This window comes from Flagellimonas okinawensis (genome assembly GCF_029194005.1).
Classification (GTDB): domain Bacteria; phylum Bacteroidota; class Bacteroidia; order Flavobacteriales; family Flavobacteriaceae; genus Flagellimonas; species Flagellimonas okinawensis.
This window is the reverse complement of sequence record NZ_JARFVA010000006.1, coordinates 206,187-220,946: the sequence shown is the minus strand read 5'-3', so window position 1 is coordinate 220,946 and position 14,760 is coordinate 206,187. Positions and strand designations below refer to the sequence as shown.

Below are 14,760 nucleotides of genomic sequence, written 5' to 3'. Positions count from 1 at the left end.
TATATTGGCTTAAACTTCCGGAACATTACTTTTTTTAAAAAAAAATATGGATAATTAGGTAGGGTATATGCTTACCCAGTTGTTCTATAATTGAAAATTGCTATGAAAAAGTAAATATTTTGAGTTAATTAACTCATATGTTTAGGTTGGTTTTGATTTTATTGAAAAGCCCCGGAGTGGTTCCCGGGGCTTTTTGTTTTATGCTTTCAATGTAGTTTAGTTTGGACTAGAACAAATCCTTGAAATGGGATTTAACCTCGAACAGCGTAGCTTGCTTCATGGTATCGAACCGAATGTCCGCATGGCCGACTCTTTCTTCCGGACCGATCCCAACACTGTGAAAATTCCCCGCCTTTGCTGCATCGATTCCTTTTTCGGCATCTTCGAATACAATGCAATTATCCGGGCGTAGCCCAAGTTTATCGGAGGCAAACAGAAAAATATCTGGTGCGGGTTTGCTTTTGGAGACACTGTTCCCATCTCCGATGACATCGAAAAAATGAACGGCATTGAGTTGTTTCAATACCTTGTTTGCATTCTTGCTGGCACTGCCTAGGGCAACGCTGAAGCCTTCCGACCTTAAATGGGTGAGGAGTTCCCTTGCTCCGGGCAAGTAATCTTCCGGGGTCATATCATCCAGGCTATCCACATAAATGTCGTTTTTCATGGTGGCCAGTTCCACAATGGTCGCGTCGTCCAAAGAAACCCCGTTATGGTCCATGATCACTTTTATGGAATCCATTCGGGAAATGCCCCTTAGTTTTTCATTGAGTTCACGGTCAAAATGCCACCCTTGTTCATCGGAAAGTTTCTTCCACGCGGCATAATGGAGTTCGGCCGTGTCTGTAATCACGCCGTCCAAATCAAAAATGAATCCCTTAATCATGGTCGGTTCAATTTAGGACGCAAAGAAATGAGGAAATCAATTAAGAAAAAAACTATATTAGGCTATGTAGTTTACAAAACAATTTGTAACGTGCCTAGCGATCTTGGGGCTTGTTGATAACCCTTGGAATTACTTTCAGGAAAAACTTGTCTTAAATATCCTTTAAAAGATACTTTTGCAACTAAAGCAAATTGCTATTTTTGCCCATGCAGAACAACGTACTCATCCTAGACTTTGGTTCCCAGTACACACAATTGATCGCTAGACGCGTGAGGGAACTCAACATTTATTCAGAAATAAAGCCGTACAACAAATTGCCCGAAGACCTATCGGAGTATAAGGCCGTTATCCTATCGGGTTCCCCGTCTTCGGTGCGTTCCGAACAGGCTCCACATCCAGATTTGTCAGAAATCAAAGGCAAGAAACCGCTATTGGGAATCTGCTATGGTGCACAGTACCTATCCCATTTTCATGGGGGCAATGTGGCACCATCGGCTACCCGGGAATATGGTAGGGCCAATTTATCCTTTGTGAAGGAGGGTGAGGAGTTTTTGCAGGGAATTGGGGAAGGCAGCCAAGTTTGGATGAGCCATAGCGATACCATAAAGGAACTTCCTGAAGGAGCTGTGCGTTTGGCCAGTACTCATGATGTTGCCAATGCAGCATATAAGATCGAAGGCGAAACTACCTATGGGATCCAGTTTCACCCAGAGGTGTACCACACTGCCGACGGAAAAAAACTGTTGGAAAACTTTTTGGTCAATATTGCAGGTTTAAAGCAAGATTGGACACCCGATGCCTTCGTGGAGACGACCGTGGAGGAGTTGAGAAGGGAAATCGGTGACGAAAAGGTGATATTGGGCCTTTCTGGAGGAGTGGATTCGAGCGTAGCGGCAATGTTGTTGCACAAAGCCATCGGCGACCATCTCTATTGTATTTTTGTAAATAACGGTCTTTTACGAAAGAATGAATTCGAGAGCGTATTGGACCAGTACAAGCATATGGGGCTGAACGTTAAGGGAGTGGATGCTTCGGCACGCTTTTTGGATGCTCTTAAGGGAGAATCGGACCCGGAAGGAAAAAGAAAAATTATCGGAAGGGTCTTTATCGAGGTCTTTGATGATGAGTCACATAAAGTAGAAAACGCAAAGTGGTTGGCACAGGGGACCATTTATCCGGACAGGATCGAATCTGTTTCGGCAAGTGGCGGCCCATCAGCGGTAATCAAAAGCCACCACAATGTAGGAGGACTTCCCGATTATATGAAATTGAAGGTGGTGGAGCCCTTAAAAATGTTGTTCAAGGATGAGGTTAGGCGAGTAGGGGCCAGTATGGGAATGTCGGAATCCATTTTGGGCAGACACCCCTTCCCAGGTCCAGGATTGGGCATTCGGATATTGGGTGACATAACTGCTGAAAAAGTGGCGATACTGCAAGAAGTGGATGCCATTTTTATAGACGGATTGAAAAAATGGGGACTTTATGATAAGGTCTGGCAGGCCGGAGCCATGCTTTTGCCCGTAGATAGTGTAGGAGTTATGGGAGATGAGCGAACCTATGAAAAATGTGTTGCGCTAAGAGCCGTGGAAAGTACAGATGGTATGACCGCCGATTGGGTGAATTTACCCTATGAGTTCCTACAAAAGACCTCTAACGATATAATAAATAAGGTTAAAGGCGTTAATAGAGTGGTGTATGACATTAGCTCAAAACCACCTGCAACTATAGAATGGGAATGAAAAAAAATATTTTACTACTGGTTTTTACCATGGTCTTTTTCTTGGCCATGGTGCCGGTATCTGCACAGAATTACGCTACACATGCCGTAAAGGATGGGGAAACACTTAAAAGTATTTCCCAAAAGTACCGGGTCACTCCATACAGTATTCTTCAAGCGAACAAGGAAATCAAGAGTGCATCTGATGTTAAGGTGAATACCATTCTTATTATTCCCTTGACCGGTAAACCTGTTGAGGAAAAAAAAGAGACCAAGAAGGAAGAACAGGAAGAAGAAATAAAACCGATTCGGTTCACCAGGCACCGGGTCAGGAGAAAGGAGACCCTGTTTGGCCTGTCTCAAAAGTACAATATCACCGAGGACCAGTTGAAGCGATACAACACCAGATTGTATTCTGAAACCTTGGACAAGGGAATGGTTCTCCAAATACCTGTTTTTCCAGAAGTCGATCCTGAAGAGGAAGAAGAGTTGGATTTTGAGGAATATACCGTTCAGCCCAAGGAGACCAGATGGAGCATAGCCCATAAATATGGGATTAGTGTTGACAGTCTTTTGGTGTTGAACCCGGAATTGGACAAGAACACCAATTACCTCGCTGTGGGAGAGGAGCTGAAATTGCCACGCCCGAAGGGGGATAGCCTAAAGGACCAAAAGGTGGAATTGTTCACATCCTATACCGTTCCTCCGAAAATGACCTTGTACAGTTTGGGCAAACAATATGGCATACCCACGGACTCCATTGTCCGGTTGAACCCCGAGATCATGAAGGCAGGCGGTCTAAAGGAAGGAATGGTTGTTCGCCTTCCCAAAAAGAAGAATGATGAAGGGGAAGTGAATACCGAGAACTTTATTTTTTATGAGGTAAAGCCAAAACAGAATATTTTTAGGCTTACCCAAAACCTGAAGATCACGAGGGATGAACTCTTCCGATTGAACCCAGCCCTTGAAAATGGCCTTAAAGCAGGAATGGTACTTAAATTGCCAAAAGAAAAAGCGGACGAGCTGGAAGTAAAGAATGCCCTTGTACTCGATAAAATCAACCTTGTGGACAGTATCAACGTGGAGAACATGCCTAAACTGGTCTTTATGTTGCCATTTAGATTGGACAAGGTAAATGTATCCGACCCCGAAAAGGCAAAGGAGCTGATAAAAAACCGTAGGGACCTTGCCCTGAGCCTTGGGCTGTATACAGGAGCCATGGTGGCATTGGATTCCATTAAAAAATTGGGGGTGTCGGTAGATGTAACGACCTATGACACCCAATTGGATCAGGCAAAAGTCAAGGAAATCCTGTTCAGGGAAAACCTATCAGGGGTGGATGCCGTAATCGGACCCTTGGCCTCAGGGCCCTTGGATGAAGTGGCCGTTCAGGCTGCATCAAAAAATATTCCGGTCATTGCACCTATTTCCTCAGATAGTAAATTGAGTCATAGCAATGTGTTTTTCTCCGTACCGCGAGAGGTGGTCATGCGTGAAAAAATGTTGTCCTATATGGAGAAGGTCCATCAGGATGAAAATATCATCATCATAGCGGATTCCACGCACCAAGTGGCACTTGATTCAATATTGAGCAAGTTTCCCGGGGCTCAAATAGCCAAAGTAATCGAGAACAAATCATTGCACCTGGACGAATTTCTTCTACAACTCTCAGAGGAAAAGGAGAATTGGGTGTTTTTGGAAACAGACCAGCCCAATATGGTGGCGAGTGTTACTTCTATATTGAACTCCGCAAATACGGCGGCCATTGGTTCGGATGAATCGGAACGAATGGATGTTCGTATGTTCACTACTAGTTTTAATGCGGCTTTCGATGATGATGCCGTTTCCAGAACCCACCTGTCCAATCTAAAATTCACCTTTCCCACATTCTACAAAGAGGCGGGAAGCAATACTTTTATAAAAGCATACAGTAAAAAGTACAACGGTGTTCTTCCGGATAGGTATGCCATTAGGGGATTCGACCTTACCATGGATGTCCTCTTGAAACTGGCCTACAAGAAGAATCTCTTTGAAACTTCAAAATATATTGGATTGACGGAGTATGCCGGAAATGGATTTGACTATTTCAATGATTGGACCTCCGGTTATTTTAACAGGGCCTGTTATATCATGGAATATGATGAACTACAAATAAAAGAAGTTGAGTCCAATGACAGCAAAAGTAACCTATAACGGCAACCTTCGTACAACTTGTGTCCATATCCGCTCTGGTAGCGAGTATATTACCGATGCCCCTGTGGACAACAACGGCAAAGGGGAAGCTTTTTCGCCTACTGATACCGTTGCGACCGGATTGGCCAATTGCATGATGACCATGATGGGTATCAAGGCACGGGACCTTGACATTGATCTAACAGGTGCCACTGCTGAGGTCACCAAGCATATGGCGGCAAACCCAAGGCGTATTTCCAAGATAGAGGTCAAGCTCGAGATGCCCGCATCGGTTTCCGAGAAGCACAGGAAAATACTTGTACATACGGCAAATACTTGTCCGGTGCATTATAGCCTGCATCCCGACATTGAAAGGATAATCGATTTTAATTGGGTAAGGTAATATCCATAGGGCTCATTTTTTTGTTCGGTTTCCTTGGACTTTCCCAAGAAATCGAAGAAGGAGTTCCATGGAACGGAAGTACAAGGCTCACATGGTCCGACTACAAGGGAAAGGTTCCACCGGCGGATGAAGCTGCTGCCACCACCGCGAGTGGAATCAGTTACACCTATTCCGCCAATTTATTGCATCATGAGGTAAATCTGGATTTTGAGGTGAACGCCTATTTCTATCCCAACGAATCTTGGTACAAACCACAGTTGTGCGATGAAAATACCTTGGCGCACGAACAACTCCATTTTGATATTACCGAACTTTTTGCCAGAAAAATGAGGGATAAGCTGCGCAGAACTTCATTTTCCGATGATGTGAAGGCTGAAGTGCGAAAGATCTATAGGGATATCTTGAAGGACCTTCAGGACTATCAGGAGAAATATGACTGGGAGACCAATTTTTCCAGAAACCGGGAGAAGCAACGGGAGTGGAACCAAAAGGTTGCAAATGCCCTCAAGGAAGAAAGTTAGTATTGGAACTTGTCCTCGAGTTAATTATTTGATTTCTTCATCTACCCTTTCTTTCATTTTGCGTCCATTTTTAACAACAGATTTGGCCATACGCCTGGTGCGATAGCCATAAGTGAGCTCATGGTCGACCAATTGGCGAAACTTTTTAGTTGTCAATTCTTCCAAAAATTCATTGATATCGTAAGGGGTGAGGTAGCTTGGATTGTCGTTGTCAAAGGGTCTAATGGCATTGACATAATTCCCATATTCTGTATTGTACCTTTTAGATAGCTCAGCCTGTACTTTCATGTCCGTGTAGAATTCGGACAGATCTTTTCTTAGGCTATCATTGCTTATCAAACGTAAATTACCCGTACTTACCAGTTCTTGGTAGGCCTCGTCGTCAACCAGATAAAAGCCGCTAAATGATGCAGCTCCCTTGGTGATGGTATTGATAAAATCAATGGTGTCCGAAATGGCAAAGGGTTCCTCGATATATTTTTTGGCAAATAATAGGTTTTCAATCTTTTCGTCGAATTGGTCCACATAAATACGCTGGGTATTGTAAGTCAGGTTTTCCAGGTCGGTCGATATGGAGAGAAGATAATTTTTTTCGAGTTGGCTATTTTTTCTTTCCTCGTTCCAATTATTTATTTGAAGTGCGATCAATATCCCTATGACCACTAAGATGATTTCTCCAAAAGCGTAAATCAGGTATTTACTGAATTTATTTTCAACCAATAACCGGTGCCTGATTTTTCTGAAGAACTTGATCATAGCTTAAAGTTTGTTTAAAGTGGTTAAGATAGGAAAACCGGTAGCCTTTAAAAAGATCACAACTTAATATGATCGGATTTGGCAATGGTAAACCCTTAGTCCCTTAATTGAAAAAGAATTTCCATTGTCTCAATATCCGGAGCCTCCAAGATTTCATAAGCTTCGGGAATACCCTTGGCCAGTTTTGATTCTCCAAAGGATTGTGCCGACTCCTTGGAATCCCAAATATATACCCCACCATATTGGCCAGGCTCACTTAACTTGACATAATATTTCTGTAAAAGTCCAGGGGTGGCCTTGAACTGTGGTTCCCGTTCCCTGGCTTTTTCCATCAACTTATCCATGTCCAGAGAACTTTTTAGCTTAATGATCTGAAGTATCATGTGTGTGTCCTTATAAGGTTTTTAAATAATCGATACTCTCTTTTAGGGCAACTTTGGGGTTTGCCACCACATCTTGTTCAACAAAAAAATGTTTTACACCAGATTTTTGGGCGGCATCAACAATCGCTGGAATATCCATGGCCCCTTTTCCTACCGAAGTCATCAACGGGAACAGTTCGATCCATTGATCGGATGTTCCTCCATCTCCCTTGAAAGTGGTTATTTCCTTCATGTCCTTTAAGTGCATGGCGATATATCTATTTTTATATTTTTTTAGATATTCCACGGGATTCGCCCCTCCGGCAGTGGTCCAATAAATATCCATCTCAAAAAATACAAGCTCGGGGTCTGTTCCGTCCAAAATGATGTCCAGGGGAATTTGTCCATCCATGGGGTGGAGACCGTATCCATGATTGTGGTAAATAAATTTAAAACCTTCCTTTTGGGCGTTCTCACCAATGGTGTTAAAGGTGTCCGCCATTTTTTTATAATCATCCAATGAGGTTCTTAGGTCCCCCGGAATGGCCGAAATCCCCAAACATTCCAAGCCCAATGTCCGCACCGCCTCACCGATCTCTGGCATCTTGTTTTCAAGGCTGACCAGATCAATGTGCCCAGAAGTAGCTTTTAGACCGTAATCATCCAATAATTTTCGGAACTCTTTTGCCGTTCTTCCATAGAACCCACTTCCAGAGAACCCCAAACTTGGGGTAACGGCATCCCAACGTTCGTGGGCGGCGGCAGAACTGAAGGGGTAGGGACCATAGATTTCGATTTCTTTGTAGCCCATGTCAGAGAGCAACTTTAAACTCCCGGGTAAATCCTCCTCCAGTAATTTTGGGAGTGAGAACAATTGGATCCCAATGCTTTCTAGGTGGTTAGTGGGTGATGCACAGGCGCCCAATCCCATGAGCATGGTAGCACTGGAGGCAAGGGCCGTATTTTGGATAAATTCTCTTCGTTTCATGTTTGTTCAGTTTGGTTATGGTTTTTATATTGGTTTGTTCAGGTCCATTAGATATCGCACCTTTCAAAGGCATCTTTCAGGGCGCCTATCTTATCCTCCCAGGTAACAATGAATTCCTGTGCCACGTATCCTTTAAAGCCTGTTGCGTGGATGGCTTTTATAATGGCCGGATAGTACAGTTCCTGGGTTTCGTCTATTTCGTGTCTACCAGGAACACCAGCGCAGTGGTAATGTCCAAAATAGGGGTGGTAGTTTTGAATGCTCCTGATGATATCACCTTCCTGAATCTGCATGTGGTAGATGTCGAACAACAATTTGAAATTATCGCTTCCCAAATGTTTGCAGAGTTCAACGCCCCAAAGTGAGTTATCACACATATAATCCGGATGGTTCACCTGATTGAAGAGTTCCATTTGGATGACCACGCCATGTTCTTCGGCCAAAGGCATTATTTGTGAAAGTCCATCCACACAGTTTTGCAGTCCCACATAGTCGTTCATTCCGTTCCGATTGCCACTGAAACAGATCAGGTTGGTGTAGCCTGCTTCGGCCACCTTGGGAATCATCTCCGTGTAGTTTTTTATAAGCTGCTCATGGTATTTGGGATTGTTCCAACCCTCCGTTAGAGAAATTTCAGCGCCATTGCACATAGAGCAATGGATGCCGTATTTTTTAAGTGTAGGCCAATCCTTTGGACCTACCAGGTCAATCGCTTTTATGCCAAGTTCGTTGAGGTTGCTTAAAAACTCTTCTAAAGGGATATCGTTAAAGCACCATTCACAAACACTATGGTTAATATTGTTCTTAAGAATAAAGTCTTTGGTCGAACCCTGGCCATAAGCCATGGCAGATGTTGAAGCCAGACCTGCTGAACCGGCGGCGGCCGTGGCTATAAAATTTCTACGTTTCATTGTGTGGATTTGTTATTGGAAAGATAGTATTTTAGGCCTAGATATGGAAATACGACCCGATTCAAAACAATTGTTGGAACTGGCACATTATAAGATGCCGTTCGGTAAATTCAAGGGGCGGTATCTTGTGGACCTGCCATTGCCCTATTTGGTCTGGTTTAGGCAAAAAGGTTTTCCCGAAGGGAAATTGGGCGGTTACCTAAATACGATGTTAACGATCAAGGATAACAACCTGGAACCCATCATTAGAAAGTTGCAAAAAGATTTTCCTAGAGAATCTACCTGATTTTTGCCCAGCAATTAGTAATTTTACGCCCCGTAATAGAAAGATCAATATGTCAGATACCAAGTACATTTTCGTTACGGGAGGCGTTACCTCTTCGTTGGGTAAGGGAATCATCGCCGCATCCTTGGCTAAACTACTACAGGCCAGGGGATACCGAACCACCATCCAAAAGCTGGATCCATACATTAATGTTGACCCGGGAACCCTTAACCCGTACGAGCATGGCGAATGTTATGTGACCGATGATGGAGCGGAAACCGACCTGGATCTTGGCCACTACGAACGTTTTTTGAACGTTAGGACCTCCCAGGCCAATAACGTCACCACTGGAAGAATTTATCAAAGTGTCATCGAAAAGGAGCGCAGGGGTGAATTTTTGGGCAAAACTGTACAGGTGGTGCCACATATTACCAACGAAATAAAGGAACGTATCCAAATTCTTGGAAATAGCGGGGAATACGATATCATAATTACCGAAATCGGTGGAACCGTAGGTGATATTGAATCCTTGCCCTATATTGAGGCCGTGAGACAATTACTTTGGGAATTGGGCGAGCACAATGGAATCGTTGTACACTTGACCCTTGTTCCGTTTTTGTCCGCTGCGGGCGAATTAAAGACCAAGCCTACCCAGCACTCCGTAAAAACCTTAATGGAAAGTGGGATCAAGGCCGATATATTGGTTTGTAGGACAGAGCACCATATTTCCGAGGACATAAAGGAAAAATTGGCACTTTTCTGTAATGTAAGAAAGGAGGCGGTCATACAATCCATAGATGCCTCTACCATTTATGATGTCCCCTTATTGATGCAAGAAGAAGGTTTGGATACCGTAACCTTGGAAAAATTGGCACTTCCAAATACCACCGAACCAAACTTGGACCAATGGAAAGAGTTTTTGCAACGTCACAAAAACCCAAAGGACAAGGTAGTGATCGGTTTGATCGGCAAGTATGTGGAACTGCCAGACTCGTACAAGTCCATTCAAGAGGCATTTATACATGCAGGGGCCGCCAACGAAGTGGATGTTGAGGTCAAGTCCATTCACTCAGAGCACCTTTCCGATAAAAACATTGAAAAGAAACTTCAGGGCTTGGACGGTATCCTAGTGGCCCCCGGTTTTGGAGAACGAGGAATCGAAGGTAAGGTGAGTGCGGTCAAATATGCACGTGAGAATAATATCCCTTTCTTGGGTATTTGTTTGGGCATGCAAATGGCCGTAATCGAATTCGCCAGGACCGTGCTGGGACTGGAAAAGGCCAATTCCACGGAAATGGACAAAGGAACACCGGACCCAGTGATCAGTTTAATGGAAGAACAAAAGAATATTACTGATATGGGGGGTACCATGCGTTTGGGCAGTTGGGATTGCCACCTCAAAGAAGGTAGTTTGGTCAGGGAGGTATATGGTTCTTCCGATATCGAGGAACGCCATAGGCACCGTTATGAGTTTAACAATATCTATAAGGAAAAAATGGAGGATGCCGGATTGGTCGCTTCAGGGCTCAATCCAAAGACCGGCTTGGTCGAAGTGGTCGAGATTCCTTCACACCCATGGTTTGTTGGCGTACAATATCACCCTGAATATAAAAGTACGGTGGCAAGTCCCCATCCTTTATTTGTAGGGTTTGTTAAGGCCGTATTGGACCATAAGCAATAACAAAACAATGCCAGTTTGGCATAAAACGTGGTTTTGGGCATATATTTGCTCCCTGGAATACCACATTAAATAGTTCTACTAAATACAATTCATGGAAGAAAAGAAGCTGGATATTAAATCCATTATTGGATTTGTACTGATTTTTGGAATACTGATTTTTATGTTTTACCAAAATCAGCCAACGCCAGAAGAGTTGGAAGCTCAAAAAGCAGAACAGGCCAGGGTCGAGGCCGAGGAGGCAAAAGTGGAAGAAGAGGCCAAAACTGCACCCGTAAAGGAATCCACAATCATAGACCTTAACGATTCCACTGCCGTGGCCCAATATAAAGGAACGGTGGGAGCCTTTGGTTTTACACAGACGGCCGAAGGGACCACTGTGCTGGAAAACGAAGTGCTTAGCTTGGAAGTGTCCAATAAGGGAGGGCAGATCGTAGAGGCGGAACTGAAAAACTTTGTGACCCATGATTCCGTTCCCGTTTATTTGGTAAAGGATGGCAATGCCAATTTTGCGCTGAACTTTACAACTACCGATAATAGGGTGTTGAGTACTGCGGATCTTTATTTTGAGCCTTCGTTGACCCAAAGTGGTGACAACAAGGTGCTTTCCATGAAGGCCAAAGTGGCCAACAACCAGTTCTTGGAGTATCGTTACGAAATGAAGCCGGATGAATATTTGGTGGATTTTACGGTCCGCTCACAAGGTTTGAACGGTGTCTTCAATACGAGTAAACCTGTTACCTTGGAATGGGACCTCAAAGGGATCCGACACGATAAAAGTGTGATGTATGAAAACAGATATACCCGTTTGACCTATAACCATGATGATGGAAATATCAGCAAACTTTCAGAGAGCAGTGATTTTGATGAGGAAACCGAAGTAGATGTCAAGTGGTTGTCCTATCGACAGCACTTTTTTAGTTCCATATTGGCAACGGACGACCATTTTAAAACTGCCGATCTCACTTCAACCAATCTTGTTGAAGAGGAAAGTAAGGAGCTTGGATTTACAAAAGCCTATACCACAAAGGCTCCTTTGGAGTTCCAAGGTGGTGAGCTTTCCCAAAACATGCACTGGTATTACGGACCTACGGATGTAAAGGTACTCGACGATTACACGGATCTTGGTTTGGTGGAGTCCATACCCTTTGGATGGGGAATCTTTGGTTGGATCAACAGATACGTCTTTACACCGTTCTATACGTTTTTAAGTTCGTTCCTGCCTTACGGGATCGCAATTATAATCATGACTATTTTGGTACGATTGGCACTTTCGCCGGTAACCTATAAGTCTTATCTGTCACAGGCCAAGATGAAGGTGTTGAAACCTGAGATTTCGGAAATCAACGAAAAGTACAAGGACAATGCCATGAAAAAGCAACAGGAAACCATGAAGGTCTACAACAAGGCCGGGGTAAGCCCCATGAGTGGTTGTGTGCCCGCATTGTTGCAATTGCCCATTTTCTATGCGCTTTTCATGTTTTTCCCGACATCTTTTGCACTGCGCCAAAAGTCATTCTTATGGGCAGAGGACCTATCTTCCTACGATACCATATTCGAGTTGCCGTTTACCATACCATTTTATGGTGACCACGTGTCCTTGTTCCCTATTTTGGCATCTGTTGCTATTTTCTTTTATATGCAGATGACCACAGGACAGAGCATGCAGATGCAGCAACAACCAGGTATGCCCAATATGAAGTTCATCATGTACCTATCACCGATCATGATGTTGTTCTTCTTTAACAACTATGCAAGTGGTTTGAGTTTGTATTACTTTATATCCAACTTGATCACCATATTTATTATGTTGGCCATTAAGAACTATATCTTGGATGAGGATAAAATCCATGCCCAGATTCAGGAGAACAAGAAAAAGCCCAAAAAAGAGAACAAGTTCCAGCGTAAGATGCGCGAAATGATGGAACAGGCCGAGGAGCAAAAGAAGTCTGGAAAAAGATAGTCCCTTCTTACTTTTTGGTTAAAATAAAAAACTCCCTCAAGATTGCCTTGGGGGAGTTTTCATTTACAGGTTTAGTTTGGAAAGATTTGGGACTCCAAAGATGCAGCATAACGTACAGTAAACAAATTTAAAGTTGTCAAAGCCATACTTTCTGTGGGTAAATAATCGGTTATTGATGTGTCATCGATGAACGGTAATCCCATATCGATAAAAAGCCCCCTCAAACTAAATTGAGGGGGCTTTTACAGTAAAGATATAATCAAAAACGAGTTAGTTTGTTGTGTCCGGTATCAGTACGGTGTCCACTACATGGATAACTCCGTTGATCGCTTGAACATCTACAGCATCTATCCCGATGCCTGTATTTCCTGCCCCATCCGTAATATCGGCAATGTTATCGCCTGTTCCAGGTAGGTTGATGGTAATCATGTCCCCTTCCAAAGTGGTTGCTGTGGCCCCATCACTTAGGTCGCCGGAACGTACGTTTGCTCCTGCAACCACGTGGTGCTGTAGTATTGGAATCAAGTCGGCTTCTGCTGGAATACTGGCCAAGGCATCAAATGCAGCATTGGTAGGAGCGAATACGGTGAACGGATCGCTTCCTGCCCCATCTTGTGCCGAAAGCACACTGACAAAATCCGTACTTGGGGTCAGTTCAGTCAAGGCTTGTACCAATGTTGAAAAATTTGGGTCGGCAGCAGCAAATGTTACCACGGTGGGTAGGTCGATTACAGCATCTACGGTATGGATGACCCCGTTACTCGCAACAATGTCAGCCATAACTACACTACTGGTTCCATTTAAGGTAACACCATCATCTGTATTGATATATAGACTTAGGTTTTCATCCGCGGCATATTCAGCTGCCGTGTTCACATAGGAATTCGTCAAATCTGATGAGAACGCTGCCGCTCCAACAACAACGTGGTTGGACAGGATGTCATTTAAATCATTGGTATTTGGGTTGGTAAACGCACTAAAGGCATCATTACCTGGAGCGAACACCGTAAAAAGTTCCTCTTCGTTGGAGAGCAGGTCGGTAAATGTTGTATTTCCCCCATCGGTCAATGCACCAACCAAAGAAGAAAGTCCAGGATTGGCAACCGCATGGTCAACTATGTTGGGAATATCGATTACCGCGTCTACAACGTGTACAATACCGTTCAAGGCTTTTACATCTGGTGTAACTACCGATGAAACACCGTTGAACGTTACTCCGTCAGAGGTATTGAAAAACAGGCTTACATTTTGGTCACCGGCACCTGTAGCCAAAGTACTGGTATATCCGGAACCAAGTCCGGTCAAATCCTCGGAAGTCACCTCACCACTGATCACGTGGTTTAGCAGCACATTGGTTAATACGTCAACAGGAACATCGGTCAATGCTGCACCGTCAAGGAAGGTTTCAAAGGCTTCATCGGTGGGGGCCAAAACTGTAAATGGTCCATTTCCCCTAAGTACGGTGGGTAAGTCTCCGTTGGCAGCCGTTAACGCAGCGACCAAATTTTCTAGGTTTTCGTTACCAATGGCCAAATCTGTTATAGGTACAAGAATTATGTCCGCCAATTCGTCCAATATAGCTTGCGGCAATAAAACTTTATCTATAATATGAACGACTCCGTTGGAAACTTCAATGTCCGCTGAGGTTACTTCAGCAGGTACATCCGTGGCATCTTGGATAAATACGCCCCCCTCTGTGGAGACTTGCAAAGTGGAACCTTGCACCGTCGTCAAGCTCATTCCGTTACTTAAATCGGAGGAAAGGGCAGCTTCACCCACCACATGATAGGTCAGGATAACGGCCAAGAGGTCTTGTAGTTGTTGGGAACTAAAGTCGTCCAAGGAATCAAATCCATCCAATTGGGCCAAAAGGTCGTTGAACGCTTGGTTGGTGGGAGCAAACACAGTGAAGGAACCTTCGCCATCCAATGTGGCCACCAAGTCGTTGTTGGGACTTTCGTCCGCTTTTTGCAATGCGCTTACCAAGGTGCTCAATTCGGCAGTTGCTTGGGCAGCATCCACGATGGTCACCGTTTGTTCTGGCGGTGGGGTTCCATCGTCGTCATCTGAACAAGACGTTAGACCAAATACAAAAAGAAGTAAAGTCAGTCGGGTAAAATGTTTTAAAGCTTTCATTT

Annotated in this window: 13 protein-coding genes; 7 read left to right on the top strand and 6 right to left on the bottom strand. The window is 44.0% G+C overall.

The features are described 5' to 3' along the window. Window positions 1-226: 226 nt before the first annotated feature. Window positions 227-886 (bottom strand): beta-phosphoglucomutase, encoded by a 660-nt coding sequence (pgmB, locus tag PY091_RS15895; RefSeq protein ID WP_275650582.1) that lies wholly within the window; start codon window positions 884-886, stop codon window positions 227-229. A 206-nt stretch (window positions 887-1,092) separates the two neighbouring features. On the opposite strand from pgmB, the gene guaA reads away from it, so the two are divergent. From guaA to PY091_RS15875, 4 genes are read left to right on the top strand one after another with little or no spacing between them, the layout of a single operon-like run. After that, entirely contained in the window at window positions 1,093-2,625 is a 1,533-nt protein-coding gene (gene guaA, locus PY091_RS15890) for a glutamine-hydrolyzing GMP synthase (protein WP_275650581.1), read from the top strand. Continuing rightward, entirely contained in the window at window positions 2,622-4,796 is a 2,175-nt protein-coding gene (locus PY091_RS15885) for a LysM peptidoglycan-binding domain-containing protein (RefSeq protein WP_275650580.1), read from the top strand. Before guaA ends, PY091_RS15885 begins: the two co-directional genes overlap by 4 nt. Beyond that, on the top strand, window positions 4,774-5,178 hold the full coding sequence (locus tag PY091_RS15880) for an OsmC family protein (RefSeq protein WP_275650579.1): 405 nt from the start codon (window positions 4,774-4,776) through the stop codon (window positions 5,176-5,178). The genes PY091_RS15885 and PY091_RS15880 overlap by 23 nt, the downstream gene beginning before the upstream one ends. After that, entirely contained in the window at window positions 5,166-5,699 is a 534-nt protein-coding gene (locus PY091_RS15875; protein WP_275650578.1) for a DUF922 domain-containing protein, read from the top strand. Before PY091_RS15880 ends, PY091_RS15875 begins: the two co-directional genes overlap by 13 nt. A gap of 24 nt (window positions 5,700-5,723) precedes the next feature. Here PY091_RS15875 and PY091_RS15870 read toward each other — a convergent pair whose 3' ends face one another. The 4 genes from PY091_RS15870 to PY091_RS15855 all read right to left on the bottom strand — a co-directional run bounded on the left by PY091_RS15870 (window position 5,724) and on the right by PY091_RS15855 (window position 8,716). Next, a complete protein-coding gene (locus PY091_RS15870) occupies window positions 5,724-6,455 on the bottom strand; it encodes a DUF6090 family protein (RefSeq protein WP_275650577.1) in 732 nt (243 codons plus the stop codon). Window positions 6,456-6,550: 95 nt separating this feature from the next. Further along, complete coding sequence (locus PY091_RS15865; RefSeq protein WP_275650576.1) at window positions 6,551-6,838, bottom strand: hypothetical protein; 288 nt, start codon at window positions 6,836-6,838, stop codon at window positions 6,551-6,553. 10 nt (window positions 6,839-6,848) lie between these two features. Further along, window positions 6,849-7,805 carry a sugar phosphate isomerase/epimerase family protein gene (locus PY091_RS15860; RefSeq protein WP_275650575.1) on the bottom strand — a complete coding sequence of 319 codons (957 nt, stop codon included), beginning with the start codon at window positions 7,803-7,805 and terminating at the stop codon, window positions 6,849-6,851. Window positions 7,806-7,852: 47 nt separating this feature from the next. After that, window positions 7,853-8,716 (bottom strand): hydroxypyruvate isomerase family protein, encoded by an 864-nt coding sequence (locus tag PY091_RS15855; protein WP_275650574.1) that lies wholly within the window; start codon window positions 8,714-8,716, stop codon window positions 7,853-7,855. A 43-nt stretch (window positions 8,717-8,759) separates the two neighbouring features. Here PY091_RS15855 and PY091_RS15850 point away from each other — a divergent pair, with 43 nt between their 5' ends. The 3 genes from PY091_RS15850 (at window position 8,760) to yidC (ending at window position 12,622) form a co-directional block, all read left to right on the top strand. Next, window positions 8,760-9,002: a DUF3820 family protein gene (locus tag PY091_RS15850; RefSeq protein ID WP_207036487.1), complete on the top strand. Its 243-nt coding sequence runs from the start codon at window positions 8,760-8,762 to the stop codon at window positions 9,000-9,002. A 49-nt stretch (window positions 9,003-9,051) separates the two neighbouring features. After that, a complete protein-coding gene (locus PY091_RS15845; RefSeq protein WP_275650573.1) occupies window positions 9,052-10,662 on the top strand; it encodes a CTP synthase in 1,611 nt (536 codons plus the stop codon). 91 nt (window positions 10,663-10,753) lie between these two features. Then, on the top strand, window positions 10,754-12,622 hold the full coding sequence (gene yidC / locus PY091_RS15840) for a membrane protein insertase YidC (RefSeq protein ID WP_275650572.1): 1,869 nt from the start codon (window positions 10,754-10,756) through the stop codon (window positions 12,620-12,622). 270 nt (window positions 12,623-12,892) lie between these two features. Here yidC and PY091_RS15835 read toward each other — a convergent pair whose 3' ends face one another. Beyond that, window positions 12,893-14,758 carry a fasciclin domain-containing protein gene (locus PY091_RS15835; RefSeq protein ID WP_275650571.1) on the bottom strand — a complete coding sequence of 622 codons (1,866 nt, stop codon included), beginning with the start codon at window positions 14,756-14,758 and terminating at the stop codon, window positions 12,893-12,895. Window positions 14,759-14,760 lie beyond the last annotated feature (2 nt).